Genomic DNA, 16,388 nt, shown 5'->3' with positions numbered 1-16,388 from the left:
CTCAAAGGCCGGACATATGGACGCAAGCGATCGAAAACGACGCAAAACAACCGTTGCAGGCAGGGCGCCGTCCACATATGGATCCTAGGGTCTGCGCGACGTCGCTTCGCTCCTGCTCCGCCCTAGGATGACGACCGCGGAGAGGCTTCGGCTAAATCCACCAAAGCTGGAATAGGCGCGACCGCCCTCATTCCGCCTCGGCCACCATCTGCCGTCCGCCAGTCCAGTCGCGCCAGGCGCGCTCATCGCCACGGAACACGTTGAGGTCGATGCGGCCTCTTACGCCGTGCGACAGGCCGGAGCCGGAATATTGCCAGAACAGCCATTTGCGGCCGGGATAAACCTTTGATGGGTGCGCCGCCACGGCGCGCAGCCAGAATGGATAATCTGGGAAGGCGCCCCTGAGATTGTCACGGTAGAAGTCAGGCGCGGTGTAGATGATTGGGCGCTGGCCGTAGTAGCGCTCGAGCTTGTCCATGAACACCTGCATCTTCTCCAGCACCTTTTGCCGCGACGGGCGGCGCTTGCAGCTGGAGTCGCCGTTCCACTCGACGTCGATCACCGGCGGCAGCGCGCCCTCGACCCTCGGCACATTGCGGATGAACCAGTCGGCCTGCTCGCCGGCGGTGCGGCACCAATAGAAGAAGTGATAGGCGCCGCGCTTGAGGCCGGCGGCGTCGGCACTGCGCCAGTTCCTGGTAAACATCGGGTCGAGATGATCGCCGCCGTCGGTCGCCTTGATGTAGGCGAAGTTGGCGCCCTGGGCGCGCAGCTTTTGCCAGTTCACATTGCCCTGCCAGCGCGAAACGTCGACGCCATGGACGGCAAGGCGCCTCGGCGAGGATGCCTTGCCGAAATTGATCGGCTTGGCGTCGCGAAAACCATAGCGCGTGACCGGCTCGGCAAGCATCGCCGGTGCTGCGCGTGTCAGCCGCTTCGGCGGCGACACCAGCGCGATGACCTCGGCCGGCGGATCGATGCTTTGGTCGGGCTCCAATGTAGCGACCGGCTGTTCGTCCTGCTCCTGTTCCGCGAAGGCGGGCGCAGCATCAGTTTTCGCAGCAGATGCCACCGGCGCGGGGGGGCGCACAACCGAGCTGGTGGTCTCGCTGGACGGCACTTGCAGCGCATCGACGCCGGAGGTCGACGTGCAGCCGGCAAGGCACAGCGCTGCGATCGAAAAGATGACGACGCCTGATAACCGCATCTGGACCTGTACGCAAAACACAACAGACCGAAGGCAGGACAACGCCGCCGGACAAACCAAGCTGGATTCTTAACAAGAAACTACCAACAAAGTTTGAATCGAATTGTTAGAGCTTTGCAGCGGGACGTTGGCCGGGCGGAGGTGTGCTGTCCCTCCAATGTTCGGCCACGTCGCTGCCTCGGCTTGACAACTCACGGCATGAGATTAGTCTCTACTAATCTTACGGTGTAAGGCACCACGTGGAGGACGTCATGCAGCCCACCGCCCTGTCGGAATTGCAGCCCGTAGTCCCGCCGGAGCCATGCTCGCCCGCCATCGGGATCGACGAGATATCTGGCGATCTCAGCCGCGTCATCGAACGCGCCGAGGTCGATGCCTGGCTCGACCTCTATCGCGCCGCCCCGGCAGACTTTGCCGCAAGGCAAGGCCTTGCCATCGCCGAAGATGGCGATCTCGTCTGGACCACCTGCACGACGATCCCGTTCATCCATTTCAACTGCGTCAAGAATCTCGGTGTCGATAGCGCAGCCACCGAGAGCCGGCTCGACGCGCTTCTGGCGCATTATCGCGACGCCGGCATTCTGCGGCCCTGGTTCTACACCAATCCACATACCGAGCCGGCGACGCTCAGCTGCTGGCTCGAGGCGCGCGGCTTGCAGCGTCAGGGCGGCTGGGAACGCATCTTTCGCGACGCCGCGCCATTGCCAGCGGAGCCGCTTTTCCCGACTGAGAACGTCTCGGTCGAGCGGGTGACGCCGGCAACGGCAAGGGAATGGGCCGGGTTCATCGACAGCCAATATCGGTTGCCGACCTCACCGTGGTTGCTGGCGCTGGCCGGCCGACGCGGCTGGCAGCATTACATGCTGCGGCGGGACGGCGCGGTGGCGGCGGTGCGCTCGATGTTCATCGGTGCCGACGGCATGGCCTGGAGCGGCATCGACGCGCCGGTTCCCGGCATCATGGCGCCGAGCTTCGACCTCGATGCAATGCTCGGCGAAGCGATGGTGCGCGACGGACTTGCGGCCGGTGCAAAACTGTTCGTGGCCGACATCGAGGCGCCGCGCGCCGAACGTGACGGGCCAGCCTACCGCAACTATGCACGCCTCGGCTTCAAGCTTGCCTATTTCCGCAGCCATTACAGCTATTTGCCGGCAAATTCCGGCTGACCGCTTCAAGACCCTAGCCGCACAGCCACAGCTTGTGACAGGTCGTGGCCATGAGGTGGGCCGGCGGTACAAAGCGATCGTTGACCGGCGCATCATCGTCTACCCGGCGGACCTTTTCTTCGAGCAACGTGCGAAGTTGTGCCGGTTGCACGCGGTCGCGCTCCATTACCAGCTTGATCATCGGATCGCTCAAGAGTTCATCCAGGGTGTTGATGCTGTCGTTCATCCGTCGCCTCCTCGACTGCCTGCCCGCACGCAATAGATAGGCAGCAATGATGGCCCGCCAATGACGCTTTGCCGGCTATCTCGTGTCGCTTCGGATTAAATTTTGTCCAGATTCCACCTCAAGCCGGAGGTGGCGCGCCTTCAAACTGCGGCAGGCCGTCGTCGATCTGCACCCAGGGCTGCTTCGAGGCGGTCCAGATATGCATCTCAGGCCTGAACACCGAGGGATCATCGAGCGAGCCGGTGGTGATGCCGATAATGCCGGCGGAGTCGCGCCGGGAAAACATCGTCGTGCCGCAGCGCGGGCAAAAGCCGCGCTTGAGATCGGGCGAGGAATTCACCGTCGCCAGCGGTCCGTCGACCGTCACATCATCGATGCGGAACAGCACGCGCGCATTGAAGGCGGCACCCACCGCCTTCTGGCACAACCGGCAATGGCAGACGCGCTCATTGATCGGTGCCGCCTCGGCGCGGTAGCGCACCGCGCCGCACAAACACCCGCCCTGATATCTTGCCATCACCCGCGTCCCTGCCCTGTGAGGATAGGCGGCATACCTATCGATAGGCGTGGCAGCGTCAATTGAAAAGCTTTGATGGCGCCATCTATAGCTGTGATGCGGCCAATACACGATTGGCCGATGCGCCGGGCCAAGGCCCCATGGGCGAAATGCCGGCCATCTCGCGGAAGACGGCCGGCAGACAATTGACTGGGCGTCAGTTCGTTTCGTTGACGACCTCGTCCCAGGTCTTGACCTTGGTCTGGCCATTGAGGAACGGCAGCGCGGCAGCTGTCAGTTCCGGCGCGAAGAACACATCGTAGTGGGTGCGGTTCGGCACGATCGCCAGGCGGTTCTGCGACAGGTTCTCGCGCATCCAGCCGGCGTCCTTCAACCCGCCGCCAAGCATCTGGTAGAACTTGATCTCGTGCTCGGGCCGGTACATGTCGCTGTCGCCGAACACCAGCATGACCGGCATTTTCAGCTTCGGCACGTCGGCGGAATAATCGTAGTCCTTGCGCATATAGGCGCCGAGCTGGTCGAGCAGTTTCGGAAAATCCTCCGGATGCGGCGCGACCGCGACGTAGGATTTGTACATCGGCGTGTCCTTCATCATGTCGGCCATCGCCGCACCGACTTGTGCCTGCTGACCACGCATTTCGGCATAGAAGCCGTCCGCGGCGTAGCCGGTCGAGACCAGCACCAGGCGGCGCACCGTTTCGGGATGCTGCACGGCCATGCGGAAGGCGACGCCGCCACCCAGCGAATAACCCATGACGTCGATCTTGTCGTAGCCGAGTGCCTTGACGACCGCCGCCATGTCGTCGCCCATCGCCTCCAGGCTGAGCGGCCGGTCGCCGAGCGCGGTGCGGCCATGGCCCTGCAGGTCGACCCCGATCACGGTGCGGTTGTCGGTAAGCTTCGGCAGGATCGGCGCGAACATGTCGGTCGTGCCGAGACCGCCATGCAGCAGAAGCAGCGGCTCGCCCTTGCCATAGACGGCGTAATAATAGTTCAGGCCGTTGATCGGCAGCAGGCCGGATTTTTCCGGCGTCGGCAGTGTTGCGGTTGCGGTCGTCATGGCGGGCTTGGCCTCCTCTGCGTCGATGGTGCCCGGCGCGGCAAATAGCGCGGCGGCCGAGGCGAAAATGGCGAAAAATACCGATCTGGACACGTCAGTCTCCCTCTCCCGTTTGCATCAAAGTCGCTTGGCGACCTCCTCAAGCTGTTCGGCGCACTGGCCCCAGCCGTCGTGAAAACCCATTTTCTCGTGCTCTTCGCGGTCGGCGACCGACCAATGCGCGACGCGGGCAATGTAGCGGGTCTTGCCCTCGCCCTCGTCCTCGAAGGTCAGCACGACCGTCATGAACGGCTTTTCGGACGGCTCCCACGCCTTCGTATAGGCATCGGTGAAGACGAGCTTTTTGCCCGGTACGACTTCGAGGAAGATGCCTGGATTCGGGAACTCCTTGCCGTCGGGATCGGCCATGACGACAAGGGTGGAGCCACCGGTCCGCACATCCATTTCGGCGCGCGGGGTCATCCACGGCTTCGGCGAGAACCATTGCGTCAACAGCCTTGGCTCGGTCCAGCGGCGATAGACGTTCTCGTGCGGCGCATCGATGATGCGGGCGAGAACCAGCTCGCGATCGGAGTTGGGGGCGATGTCGAGCTTGGTGGTCATGAAGTTTCCTCACACGTCGGTTTTGGCTTCCGTGTCTAGGACGAACCGACAAGACGCAAGCCGACACGGTCCGCGAAAAAATCCGCGGGACAGGAGATTCGAACGACGGAAATAAGTGGCTTCAGTGGCGCTTGGCTTGCACCAGATAGGCGTCGATCTCGGTCTCGCCGAGCCACTTGGCCGCTTCCAGCCGATGCAACCCTTCGACCAGGACATGGCGCTTGCCGTCATGGCGCACCTGGATCGGCATCTTCATGCCGTTTTCCAGAATGTCCTCGGCCAGATGGCGGACGGTCTCGGGATGCAGCGTCTTCTTGCGCGCCGTCGGCACGTAGATATCGTTGACCCTGACCTTTTGCACTCTCAGCATATCGGCTCCCGTGGCGGACAAGGCCGCCCTTTGTGAGATAGTCTGTTTGTCCGGCAAGGCCAAGGGAGCGCCCGGCAACGGCTGGCCCGATCGTTTCCAATTGACGCTTGGCCGGCGGATGGCCGAAATGGCGGCCTTCGACCTTAGCGGTGTCCATGAACCATCTGCCGACCGAGTTTCCCGATTTCGGACTGACGCCGGAGCAGCGACGCCAGGCGGTGCGCACCCATTACTGGGAATGGCCCGGTATGGATGGCAGGCGCGGCGAAATCTGGTGCTACAGCGACCGTTTTTCCTACCGTCCTGGCGACATGGTGGCACTGCATGTCAGTTCGACGGCCGCCGGTTTCGGCATCGCGATCATCCGCGACGGCGGCGCGGAAACGACAATGTTCGAAGGGACCGGCATCGCGGCGCGCTGGCAAGATACGCCGGACCAATGTTCGGTCGAAGGCTGCGGCTGGCAAGCGTCGTTCGAGTTTCGCATCGGCGACGACTGGCCATCCGGCGCCTATCGCGTCACGCTTGAAGCCGATGGTCGCGACGGCAAGCCGATCCGCTGTCATCACCTTTTCATCGTCTCGCCGCAGCCCGGCAAGAAACCCGGCCGCGTACTGCAGGTCGCGGCCACCGGCACCTGGCTCGCCTACAACACATGGGGCGGTTCCAACCATTACGAAGGCATCACCGGGCCAGGCCGGGACCAATATGCACGAATGGTGTCGACGCAGCGGCCGTGGTGCCGCGGGTTCGTCGAGCTGCCCAGGGACGCGCCGCGCGTGCCGCTCGAAGTCGCCGTGCCGCCGAAAACCGTGCCGCGCTATCCGCATATGGAATGGGCCTTTGCCACCGGCCATTCGAAGAAATACGCCTCGTCCGGCTGGGCAAGCTACGACAGCCATTTCTTCCGCTTCGCCGAGCGTGCCGGCTACGCCGTCGATCTCGCCAGCCAGCACGATCTGCATTTTTCGCCCGACATTCTCGATGGCTATGACTGCGTCGTCTTCGTCGGCCACGACGAATATTGGACCTGGGAAATGCGCGATGCGGTCGACACCTATGTCGAGCGCGGCGGTCATGCGGCGCGCTTTGCCGGCAATTTCATGTGGCAGACCAGGCTGGAGGACGAAGGCCGCCGGCAGGTCTGCTACAAATACCGCGCCCGCGCCGAGGACCCGGCCTATCGCGGCGGCGATATAAGGCGCGCCACCAATTCCTGGGAAGCGCCGGAAATCGGCCGGCCTGGTGCGGCGACCTTCGGCCTCAACGCGACAAGAGGCGTCTATGCCGGCTGGGGCGGCTGCGCGCCGCGCGGCGTACGCGGCTTTCCGGTCTACCGGCCGGAGCATTGGGCGTTTGCCGGTACCGGCATCTACTATGGCGACCTGCTCGGCGCCGACAGCCACGTCTATGGCTACGAGGTCGACGGGCTCGACTTCGAGATCCGCGGCGGCCTGCCGTACCCCACAGCCACAAGCGGCGCACCGGATGGGCTACAGGTGCTCGCGGTCGGCATGGCGAGCCAGGTCGAGGAAAGCGCCGACATTGGGTTCGAGGACCAGTTCCTCGGCGACGAGGACGGACGCTTCACCGCCGAGACGCTGTTCGGCGAGGCAAGCGATGCCAACCTCGACAAGGTCAAACGCGGCAACGGCATGATCGTCAATTTCCGGCGCGGCAAAGGCGAGGTGTTTCACGCCGGAAGCTGCGAATGGGTTGCCGGCCTGCTAAGGCAGGATGCGATGGTCGAGCGCGTCACCAGAAATGTCCTCGACCGCTATCTTGGAAAGCCATGACATGTTGAAGTCTCCTGCCCCGGAAACTCGCGAAGCCTCGCATCTGTTTTATCTATCCAGCCTGCGCCGGCCGCTGATCGACCGCGCCGAAGGCATCTACATGTGGACGCAGGATGGCCGCCGCTTCATCGACGGATCGAGCGGTCCGATGGTTGCCAATATCGGCCACTCCAATCGCAACGTGCTCGACGCGATGAAACGGCAGATGGACCGCGCCACCTTCGCCTACCGCCTGCATTTCGAGAACGAACCGGCCGAGGAGCTCGCGCGGCAGCTGGCGGCCAAACTCCCCGAGGGCATGGACCGCATCTTCTTTGTCTCCGGCGGCTCGGAAGCGATCGAATCCTGCATCAAGCTGGCGCGGCAATGGGCGGTCGCCACCGGCCAGCCCAGCCGCTGGAAGGTGATCACGCGCTTTCCGTCCTATCATGGCGGCACGCTCGGCGCGCTCGCCGTTACCGGCGACGATGCGCTGTCCGAAACATTTGTGCCGATGATGCAGATGATGCCGACGGTGCCGGCGCCCATCGCCTGGCGCGACCGCGACAATCTTTCGATGGAACAGCGCGGCATCCGCTACGCCGACATGCTGGAGGAAAAGATTCTCGCCGAGGGACCGCAGAGCGTGCTCGCCTTCATCATGGAGCCAGTCGGCGGCGCTGCCACGGCAGCACTGGTGGCGCCGGACAGCTACTATCCGCGCATCCGCGAGATCTGCGATCGCTACGGCATCCTGCTCATCCATGACGAAGTGATGAGCGGTGCCGGCCGCACCGGAAAATTCCTCGGCGGCGACCACTGGAACTGCAAGCCCGACATCGTCGCGCTGTCGAAGGGGCTGGGCTCTGGCTACGCGCCGCTCGGCGCGCTGGCGGCACCGATGCGGCTGGTGCAGCCATTGCTCGCGTCGGGCGGCTTCCAGCACGGCCATACCTATGCCGGCAATCCGCTCGCCTGCGCCGCCGGGCTCGCCGTGCTCGGCGAGATGGACCGTCTCGGCCTGATCGCCAACGCGGCTGTCATGGGCGAGCTATTGATGGACGAGCTGAAGCGATTGGCGAAGCGGTTTCCGTTCATCGCCGACGTCCGCGGCAAGGGCCTGCTCACCGGTGCCGAGATGCTTGCGGATCCCGACACTCTGAGGCCGATCGAGCCGGCAAAGAAGGCCACCCAGCGGCTGCTCGACCTCGCCTACGAGCGCGGCCTGATCATCTACGGACGCAAGGTCAAGGGCGGTGTCGACGGCGACAATTTCATGGTCGCGCCGCCGATGATCGTCACCGCCGCGCAGATCGGCGAGATCATATCCATCATCGGCGACTCGCTCGAGGTGCTGGCCAGCGAGCTCGACCTGCCGGTCGAAGGTTGAGGCGACCATGGCACCGCGCAAAGTCATTATCACCTGTGCCGTCACCGGGTCGGTGCACACGCCATCGATGTCGCCGCATCTGCCCGTGACGCCGGACCAGATCGCCGCAGACGCGATCGCCGCCGCCGAGGCCGGCGCTTCGATCCTGCATCTCCATGCCCGCGACCCCAAGGATGGGCGGCCGACCGCCGACCCCGAGGTGTTCATGCAGTTTCTGCCGCGCATCAAGCAGGCGACCGATGCGGTGATCAACATCACCACCGGCGGATCGTCGCTGATGACGCTCGACCAGCGGCTGGCCGCGCCGCTCAGGGCCGAGCCGGAAATGTGTTCGCTCAATATGGGGTCGATGAATTTTGCGCTGTTCCCGATGCTCGAGCGGCCGCGAGAATGGCAGCACGAATGGGAGCCGAAGCTGCTCGAGGCTACCCGTGACACGATCTTCAAGAACACCTTTGCCGATATGGAGACGGTACTGGAAAAGCTTGGGCGCGGCTGTGGCACGCGTTTCGAATTCGAGTGCTACGATATCGGCCATCTCTATTCGCTTGCGCATTTCCGCGACCGCGGGCTGGTCTCGGGACCATTGTTCATCCAATTCGTGCTCGGCATATTGGGTGGTATCGGCGCCGATCCAGAAAACCTGGTCCACATGAAGCGCATCGCCGACAAACTGTTCGGCGACAGCTACCGGTTTTCGGTGCTGGCCGCCGGACGCCACCAGATGCCGATGATCTCGATTGCGGCGACAATGGGCGGCAACGTCCGCGTCGGGCTGGAGGACAGCCTCTACGACGGGCGCCAACTCGCCAAGTCCAATGCCGACCAGGTGCGCCGCATCCGCAGCGTGCTCGACGGATTGTCGCTGGACGTCGCGACGCCGGCCGAGGCGCGGCAGATGCTGGCGCTCAAAGGCGGCGACCGCGTGGCGTTCTGAGATGCGGCCGTGACCAACCCACCGTCAAGAGACATTGTCATCCGCCCCGGCCGGGTTGAGGACGTCGAAACCATCCACGCCGCGCTCCTGCGGCTCGGCGCGCATGTCGGCGCACATCAGGAGATCACCTCGACAGCTCAGGATCTCCGCACCTATGGCTTTGGCGAGAAGCCTGCCTTCTCGACCCTGATCGCCGAGGTCGGCGGCGAGTTTGCCGGGCTTTGTCTGCATTTTCCAATCTTCTCGACATGGATGGGCCGGCCCGGCGTCTATGTGCAGGATCTCTATGTCGAGGACCGGTTTCGCGGCCGCAGGATCGGCGAGCGCCTGCTGCGCCGGGTCGCGGCGCAATGCCGGAAGGCAGGCGGCGTCTATCTCAGGCTGTCCGTCGATACCGACAACGAGACCGCCAAGGCTTTTTACGAACGGTTGGGCATTGCCTGGTCGAGCTACGAGCAGGTGCAGAAGATCGTCGGCGACGCCTTTTTCGCCTTCGCCGATGCACCGGAGGAGCCAACATGAAAGCCTTCTATGCCGAAGAACAGAAGCGCCACGACCCGAAGGCGTTCCTCTCAAGCGGCGCGCCGCAGCCCAATCCGGAAAGGCCGGAACGGGTCGAGCGATTGTTGGCCGGCGCAAAGGCTGCCGGCTGCACGATCGAACGGCCGCGGGATCACGGGCTCTGCCCGATTGCGGCGGTGCATACGCCGGAATACCTCGATTTTCTCCAGCATATCTTCGCGCGCTGGCAGCGCATCGAGGGCGCCTCGGCCGAGGTCATCCCCAATATCCATCCGATCGCGCGGAACGGCTCCTATCCGGCCTCGGCGGTCGGCCAGGCCGGCTACCACATGGCCGACACCGCCTGCCCGATCTCCAGCGAGACGTGGCAGAGCGCGCTTTGGAGCGCCTGGAGCGCGGTTGAAACCGCCGAGGCGGTGATGTCGGGAGCGCCGGCCGCCTATGCGCTGTGCCGGCCGCCCGGCCATCACGCCTTTGCCGATGTCGCCGGCGGCTTCTGCTTCATCAACAATTCGGCCGTCGCTGCACAGGTTCTGCGCAAGCAGGCGGCGCGGGTGGCGATCCTCGATGTCGACCTGCACCACGGCAACGGCACGCAAGGCATCTTCTATGCCCGGCCGGACGTGCTCACCGTGTCGCTGCATGCCGACCCGGTGCGCTTCTACCCGTTTTTCTGGGGCTATGGCGACGAGCGCGGCGAAGGCGCCGGCCTCGGCTACAATCTCAACCTGCCGCTGCCGCGCAAATCCGGCGATGCAGCGTTCCTCGAAGCGCTGGAGGCATCGTTCCAGCGCATCAACGCCTTCTCGCCCGATGCGCTTGTGGTGGCGCTGGGGCTAGATGCCTTCGAAGGCGATCCGTTCGGCGGGCTGTCGGTGAGCACGCCTGGTTTTTCGCGCATTGGCGAGGTGATCGCCGGGCTCGGCCTGCCAACGGTCATCGTCCAGGAAGGCGGCTATCTCTGCGACGAGCTCGGCGACAATCTCACCGCCTTCCTCACCGGTTTTGGCGGCGCCCACAAGCGATGATCCGCCCGCGAGGGCCGCTCAGGATCGTTCCTGCCTCAGCATGGCGACAACGCGATGCACGCTCTCCAGCGTCTCGTCGATTTCGGCTGAAGTGTTGTAATGAGCGATGCCGATGCGCACCACCCCCTGCTCGGCCGGAATGCCGAGCTGGTGGACGATCTCCCAGGCGTAGTTGTGGCCGGACCACAGGAAGATGTTTTCGGCATTCATCTGCCGTACGATCGTCTCCGGCACGATGCCTTCGACAGTGAACGACACCGTCGGCACACGCTCATTGATCCGCTTCGGATCGGTGATGCCGTGGATGGTCAGGCCGGCAATATCCGACAGACCGCCGATCAGCTGTCGCGTCAGCGGGTTCTCGTAAGCGATTGAAACTTCGAAGGCCTTGGCGATTTTCAACCGACGCGATCCTTGCGCGCCGGCTGCCGCGCCCAACTCGGCAAAATAATCGACAGCCGCCGACAGGCCGGCCATCAATTCAATTTGCGGCGTGCCAAGCTCGAAGCGCTCCGGCAAGGCATTGGACGAGCAACGGCATTTATACGGCTTAAGCGCATCGATAACGTCCAGCCTGCCCCACAAAATTCCCATATGCGGGCCGAAGAACTTGTAAGCCGAGCAGATCAGGAAATCGCAGCCGAGGTTTTGGACGTCGATCAGGCCATGCGGCGCGAACTGGACGGCATCGACGTAGACCAACGCACCAGCCCGCCTGGCGATGCCGGTCAACGCCTTCACCCGGTTGATCGACCCGGTGAGATTGCTGGCGTAGTTGAGCGCGAGGAGCCGCGTCCTCTCGGAAAGCAGCGCGGCGAGCGCCGCCTCCTCGATCTGCCAGCTCTGCTGGTCGAAAGGCAGCCAGCGCACGACAAGGCCAAGGTCTTCTGCCAGTTGCAGCCAGGGCGAGACGTTGCCCTCATGGTCCATGCGGGTGAGGATGATCTCGTCCCCGGGCTTCATCGTGCGGCCGAGCGTTCGCGACATGTGGTAGGTCAATGTCGTCATGTTGGCACCGATGATGATTTCCTGCGGGCTCGCAGCGCCGAGAAAATCCGCCATCGCCAGGTGGGCCTCGTCCACGATGTCTTGTGCTGCAACGGTGGTCTCGAAGAAGCCGCCGAGGTTGGCATTGGTGGTCAGCAAGCAACGCGATACTGCGTCCGCCACCGCCTGCGTCACCTGCGTGCCGGCAGGATTGTCGAGATAGATGCGCCGGCGGCCCTTGTCGGTCAGCGACAAAGCCGGAAATTTCGCGCGCACCGCGTCGATCCGGAAGTCCACGGCTGTTCCCCTCTCCTTATGACGATCGGACAACCACGTCCCGACGCATCAAGGGCACGGATTGCCGACGCGCTGGTGGATCGCGTCAACGGCTTTCTGCATGTCCTCGGTCCAGACCACGTCGGCGGAAGAGAGCGCCATTTCGAGTTGCGAAATGGTGGTGGCGCCGATGATGTTCGAGGTGACCAAGGGCCGGTTCGAGACATAGGCATTGGCAAACAGCGCCGGCTCCATGCCGAAGGTGCGCGCCAACCGGTTGTATTCGAGCTGCACCTCGGCAGCATTCGGCGTCTCGTAGCGCTGGCCGCGATTGAACAACTGCGAGCGCGAGCCCTGCGGCCGCGCGCCATGATCGTATTTGCCGGTCAAATAGCCCTGCGCCAGCGGCGAATAGGCAAGCAGCGACACCTGCTCGCGCTCGCAGACTTCGGCAAGGTTCACCTCGAAGGTGCGATTGACGAAATTATAGGCGTTCTGCACCGAGGCGACGCGCGGGCCGAGGCCCTTGTCGGCTTCGGCGATGAAACGCATGACGCCCCAGGAATTCTCGTTCGACAGGCCGAAATGGCGGATCTTGCCGGCCTTCACCAGTTCATCAAATACGGCAAGCGTCTCGGCGATCGGCGTCTCGCCTTCCGGCACGCCGGCGGCATCGGAGCGTCGCGGTACGGCGCCGATGCGGTTCGGATTGGCGCCCCACGGCACGTCGCGTTCCGGCCAATGGATCTGATAGAGGTCGATGTAATCGGTGTTGAGCCTGGCGAGTGACTTATCGATAGCGTCGAAGATATCGGCGCGCACCAGCTTAGACGGGCGGTCGCCGCGAAACCAAGTGTTGGCGGTGCGACCAACTACCTTCGAGGCGATGATCACCTGGTCGCGATTGCGCTTCGCCTTCATCCAATTGCCGATGAATGTCTCGGTACGGCCTTGTGTCTCCGCCTTGGGCGGGATCGGATAGAGTTCGGCGGTGTCGATGAAATTGACGCCGCGCGCAAACGCCAGATCCATCTGGGCGTGACCGTCCGCCTCGGTGTTCTGCTGGCCCCAGGTCATCGATCCGAGGCAGATGTGCGACACGAAAAGATCGGTCTGGCCGAGACGGCGTTTGTGCATGGAGTTTCTCCGGCGGGAATTTTGCGCGGCTGCGCGAGGAGGAAGCAATAGCATACAGGAAAGCGTCGCCCGCTTCCAAGCCCACCGACGGCAGGCCAGGCGACTTTCCCAGGATGCCGGCGAACGGAGTTTTTCCCTGCGGTTAACAAAAAAGCCGGACTGCATGTGAATGCAGTCCGGAAGTTCGCCAGGAATGGCGAGGAAAAACCGGCCAAGTGCCGGCACTGAGGCCTACGGTCGAAGCACCACAGAAGTTTCGCGGGAACAGCCGAATTATGTCAAAAAAGATCAGGGCAGCATGGCTGCCATGCGAATGCTGCACTGCACAATTGTCATGATCTGCCTATATTGACGGCCGTGGAGGTTCAATAAGGGGCTTGAATCATGGGATTCTTCACTGAAATGTTCGCCCGTCCGCGTCCGCGGGAACAGCTGCGTTATCGTGCGGCACTGGCGCTGCTCCATTCGATGAGCAATGCCGATCGCGCCGATATCGGCGTCAAGCCGGCCGATTTCCCGCGCATCGCCCGGGAAATGTCCCTGCGCTAAACAACCGTGAGATATCCGCCGTGGCGGATATCTCCCGAGCGGATCTCAACGCGATCCGAGGAAGATCGACTTGCCCAATGGCACGCCGTTGTGGCGCAGGATGTCGTAGGCGGTGGTCAGGTGGAAATAGAAATTGGGCATGGCGGCATGCAGTAGATACTGCATCCCCGGCATCGAAACCTCGCGTCCCGCAAGCCGCAGTTCGACTATCCTGTCGTCTGAACCATCGAATTCGGCCGCCGAAAATGTCGCGAGATAGTCGAGCGTCTTGGTAAGGCGGGCCTGCAGATCAGCGAAGTTCGCCTCATTGTCCTCGTATTTTGGCACCTCGCGTCCCGCAAGCCGTGACGGCGCGCCTTTGGCGTGATCGGTGGCAATCTGTACCTGCCTAGTCAGGGCAAACATGTCCGGCGCCAGCCTCGCCGTCAGATACACCTGCGGATCGATCTCGCGATCAGCCGCATTTTGCTCGGCAATGTTCAGCACATTGGCTAGTGCCTTCAGCCTCGCCGAAAATACCGGCACGGATGCTTCATACATTGATATGGTCACAAGAAATCTCCACGCGGCCCGACTGCCGAGGGCGAGAGGTAGCGCCTTCGCAGGCGATTGTTCAAGCGTCACCACGTCGCCGCAATCGATATGATAGGATTTTTCATCGAGTGGAGGTTCCCGATGAGACGCGCCCTTTTTCCAGCGACCGCTTTTGTCTCTCTTGCCATTGCCGGCCAATCGGTGCTCGCCGCCGACGCGCCTTATATCGACGACAGGTCGAATGCCGAAGCGGTCATCCGGTCACTTTATAGTGCCATCAGCCGGCACGAATTCGCGCGCGCCTGGGACTATTTCGGCGACACCAAGCCGGCCAAGGATTTCAATTCCTTCGTCAAAGGCTATGACAGCACGGACACGGTCGAAGTCAAAACCGGTGGCGTATCCGAAGACGGTGCTGCCGGCAGCATCTATTACAGCGTCCCCGTCGCCATCCGGGCGACGGCCAAGGACGGCAGCGAGAATGTCTTTGCCGGCTGCTATACGCTGCGCCAGATCAACGCCTCGATCCAGGAACCGCCATTTCGCGCAATCTTCATCGACAAGGGTGCGCTGAAACCCTCAAAGGCCGATTTCGAAGATGCCGTGCCGGCAAGCTGCGGCGAAGGACCGCCGCCGCCGAAGAAGGACGCAGCGCTTGAGCAGGCCAACAAGGCGTTTGCCGCGACTTATGGCGACCAGTGCGACAAGGACATGCCCGGCGGCGATCCGCGAGGAGAGCCGGACGCCTACTCGCTCCGCTACAAGGATGCGGGGGCGGCCGAAAACGAGCCCGAACGCGAGACACGGCTGTTTCGCTTTTTCTGCTCGATGGCCGCCTACAATGAGAGCGCAGTCTATTACATCTACGACGACGTATCGGGCGTCCGGCAATTGCAATTCGCGTCACCGGAACTCGATATTCGCTATGAGAACAACAATAGCGAAGGCAAGGTCGAGGGCATCAACATCATCGGCTTCCAGACTGACGACCAGTTGGTCAACTCCGAATATGACGAGGCCACCAAAACGATTTCATCCTTGAACAAGTGGCGCGGCGTCGGCGACGCCTCGTCGGCCGGCACCTACCTGTTTCGCCACGGCAATTTCTCGCTGGTGCAGTATGAGGTCGATGCCTCTTATGACGGCGAGATCAACCCGCAGACCGTGCTCGACTACAACACCGCGCCCTAAGGGACGTTCGATAACATCCAGTTGAGTGTGCCTCGCCAGTCGGTCATGCGGATCGGCGTGCCATGTGTGCCGGTCTCGAAGCGGACAAAGCGGGTCGGGTAGGCTTTCGATTTGCCCAGAATCGATCGGAAGAAGGCTTCCTGTTTCTCGATTGGAAACACCGGGTCCTTGCTGCCCTGGCCGAAGAAGACCGGCACACGGCGCTTGAATGCGGAGCTTGAGAAGAAACTCTCGTCCCACAGCGAGCCGAGCAGCAGCAGCCCGTCGATGCGCCCGCCGGTGTCCTTGCGGGCGGCCAGCTTCCAGCACAACGCGCCGCCCATAGAGCCGCAGGCGACGAAGATTTTTGCGCGCGGCGACTGTTCGGCATAGTGGCCGATCAATGCGGCGATCTGGGCGGCACCGGTGTCGCCGAAATCGGAAAAATCCGGCGACAGATAGAGGCCGCCATTACCGGCCATCAGGTTCTTGATACGGTTGAAATTGCCACCGAAAGTGAAATCGTCAGCACCCTGCTTACGGCTGCCGCCCTGCCCGTGCAGATAAAGCACGATGATGCTGGCGCCCCCGGTCTTGCCGACGGCAATGTGGCGGACATCGCCTGCATCGGTCGGCAGCAATAGATCCTGCTGCACCTTACGCACGCCGGTGTCGGTGTATTGCGCGTGCACACGACGCTCAGGCACTTCGTCACGAGCGTTGATGTCGCGCAGCTCACGATAATCGACGACCGTATAGGCGCCGTTGCTCTCGGACGAGAGTGTGACCGGATAGGCGAACAGATCGTCCTTGAAGGGTTTGAGTTCGAGAGCGTTGGCGTAGGCGACACAAAAGAGCTGCAAAAGAATCGCCATCAGCAGGGCCGGGAGGCCAGAGGGGGGCAAGCGGAACCGGAAGCAGGAACGAAAGGCCA

General features: G+C 62.8%; 18 protein-coding genes. 8 read left to right on the top strand and 10 right to left on the bottom strand.

The genetic code is table 11. The features are described 5' to 3' along the window. Positions 1-187 precede the first annotated feature (187 nt). Entirely contained in the window at positions 188-1,207 is a 1,020-nt protein-coding gene (locus NKJ55_RS08100) for a GH25 family lysozyme (protein WP_352449430.1), read from the bottom strand. A gap of 251 nt (positions 1,208-1,458) precedes the next feature. Between NKJ55_RS08100 and NKJ55_RS08095 the strand changes: the two genes are divergently transcribed. Next, positions 1,459-2,373, top strand: a complete 915-nt coding sequence (locus tag NKJ55_RS08095) for a hypothetical protein (protein ID WP_352449429.1) — start codon at positions 1,459-1,461, stop codon at positions 2,371-2,373. A gap of 13 nt (positions 2,374-2,386) precedes the next feature. Here NKJ55_RS08095 and NKJ55_RS08090 read toward each other — a convergent pair whose 3' ends face one another. The 5 genes from NKJ55_RS08090 to NKJ55_RS08070 form a co-directional block, all read right to left on the bottom strand. After that, positions 2,387-2,599: a hypothetical protein gene (locus tag NKJ55_RS08090; protein WP_352449428.1), complete on the bottom strand. Its 213-nt coding sequence runs from the start codon at positions 2,597-2,599 to the stop codon at positions 2,387-2,389. A 118-nt stretch (positions 2,600-2,717) separates the two neighbouring features. Continuing rightward, a complete protein-coding gene (locus tag NKJ55_RS08085) occupies positions 2,718-3,116 on the bottom strand; it encodes a GFA family protein (RefSeq protein ID WP_352449427.1) in 399 nt (132 codons plus the stop codon). 196 nt (positions 3,117-3,312) lie between these two features. Then, positions 3,313-4,269, bottom strand: a complete 957-nt coding sequence (locus NKJ55_RS08080; protein WP_352449426.1) for an alpha/beta fold hydrolase — start codon at positions 4,267-4,269, stop codon at positions 3,313-3,315. A gap of 24 nt (positions 4,270-4,293) precedes the next feature. Then, on the bottom strand, positions 4,294-4,779 hold the full coding sequence (locus NKJ55_RS08075; protein WP_352449425.1) for an SRPBCC family protein: 486 nt from the start codon (positions 4,777-4,779) through the stop codon (positions 4,294-4,296). Positions 4,780-4,900: 121 nt separating this feature from the next. Then, positions 4,901-5,149 carry a ParB N-terminal domain-containing protein gene (locus tag NKJ55_RS08070; RefSeq protein ID WP_352449424.1) on the bottom strand — a complete coding sequence of 83 codons (249 nt, stop codon included), beginning with the start codon at positions 5,147-5,149 and terminating at the stop codon, positions 4,901-4,903. 155 nt (positions 5,150-5,304) lie between these two features. Here NKJ55_RS08070 and NKJ55_RS08065 point away from each other — a divergent pair, with 155 nt between their 5' ends. Genes NKJ55_RS08065 through NKJ55_RS08045 form a run of 5 tightly spaced genes read left to right on the top strand, consistent with a single transcriptional unit; the run spans position 5,305 to position 10,801 of the window. After that, entirely contained in the window at positions 5,305-6,945 is a 1,641-nt protein-coding gene (locus tag NKJ55_RS08065; protein WP_352449423.1) for a N,N-dimethylformamidase beta subunit family domain-containing protein, read from the top strand. 1 nt (position 6,946) lies between these two features. Beyond that, positions 6,947-8,314: an aminotransferase family protein gene (locus NKJ55_RS08060; protein WP_352449422.1), complete on the top strand. Its 1,368-nt coding sequence runs from the start codon at positions 6,947-6,949 to the stop codon at positions 8,312-8,314. Positions 8,315-8,321: 7 nt separating this feature from the next. Then, positions 8,322-9,251 carry a 3,5-dioxohexanoate:acetyl-CoA acetone transferase gene (gene kce / locus NKJ55_RS08055; protein WP_352449421.1) on the top strand — a complete coding sequence of 310 codons (930 nt, stop codon included), beginning with the start codon at positions 8,322-8,324 and terminating at the stop codon, positions 9,249-9,251. 9 nt (positions 9,252-9,260) lie between these two features. Next, positions 9,261-9,773: a GNAT family N-acetyltransferase gene (locus NKJ55_RS08050; RefSeq protein ID WP_352449420.1), complete on the top strand. Its 513-nt coding sequence runs from the start codon at positions 9,261-9,263 to the stop codon at positions 9,771-9,773. Beyond that, entirely contained in the window at positions 9,770-10,801 is a 1,032-nt protein-coding gene (locus NKJ55_RS08045) for a histone deacetylase family protein (protein ID WP_352449419.1), read from the top strand. Before NKJ55_RS08050 ends, NKJ55_RS08045 begins: the two co-directional genes overlap by 4 nt. A gap of 18 nt (positions 10,802-10,819) precedes the next feature. Here NKJ55_RS08045 and NKJ55_RS08040 read toward each other — a convergent pair whose 3' ends face one another. Beyond that, positions 10,820-12,085, bottom strand: a complete 1,266-nt coding sequence (locus tag NKJ55_RS08040; RefSeq protein ID WP_352449418.1) for a cysteine desulfurase-like protein — start codon at positions 12,083-12,085, stop codon at positions 10,820-10,822. Between the two features lie 48 nt (positions 12,086-12,133). Further along, positions 12,134-13,201 carry an aldo/keto reductase gene (locus tag NKJ55_RS08035; RefSeq protein ID WP_352449417.1) on the bottom strand — a complete coding sequence of 356 codons (1,068 nt, stop codon included), beginning with the start codon at positions 13,199-13,201 and terminating at the stop codon, positions 12,134-12,136. Positions 13,202-13,585: 384 nt separating this feature from the next. On the opposite strand from NKJ55_RS08035, the gene NKJ55_RS08030 reads away from it, so the two are divergent. Then, positions 13,586-13,750 carry a hypothetical protein gene (locus NKJ55_RS08030; protein ID WP_023674744.1) on the top strand — a complete coding sequence of 55 codons (165 nt, stop codon included), beginning with the start codon at positions 13,586-13,588 and terminating at the stop codon, positions 13,748-13,750. A 45-nt stretch (positions 13,751-13,795) separates the two neighbouring features. Here the strand turns inward: NKJ55_RS08030 and NKJ55_RS08025 are convergent, their stop codons facing one another. Then, on the bottom strand, positions 13,796-14,302 hold the full coding sequence (locus NKJ55_RS08025; RefSeq protein ID WP_352449416.1) for a DUF1993 domain-containing protein: 507 nt from the start codon (positions 14,300-14,302) through the stop codon (positions 13,796-13,798). A gap of 123 nt (positions 14,303-14,425) precedes the next feature. On the opposite strand from NKJ55_RS08025, the gene NKJ55_RS08020 reads away from it, so the two are divergent. Beyond that, entirely contained in the window at positions 14,426-15,475 is a 1,050-nt protein-coding gene (locus tag NKJ55_RS08020) for a DUF1176 domain-containing protein (protein ID WP_352449415.1), read from the top strand. On the opposite strand, the gene NKJ55_RS08015 is transcribed toward NKJ55_RS08020, so the two are convergent. Beyond that, complete coding sequence (locus tag NKJ55_RS08015; protein ID WP_352449414.1) at positions 15,472-16,329, bottom strand: alpha/beta hydrolase; 858 nt, start codon at positions 16,327-16,329, stop codon at positions 15,472-15,474. The two genes, NKJ55_RS08020 and NKJ55_RS08015, sit on opposite strands and share 4 nt — an antisense overlap. Positions 16,330-16,388: the final 59 nt, after the last annotated feature.

This window comes from Mesorhizobium sp. M0106 (genome assembly GCF_040322715.1).
Classification (GTDB): Bacteria; Pseudomonadota; Alphaproteobacteria; order Rhizobiales; family Rhizobiaceae; genus Mesorhizobium.
This window is presented reverse-complemented; position numbering and strand designations above follow the sequence as displayed.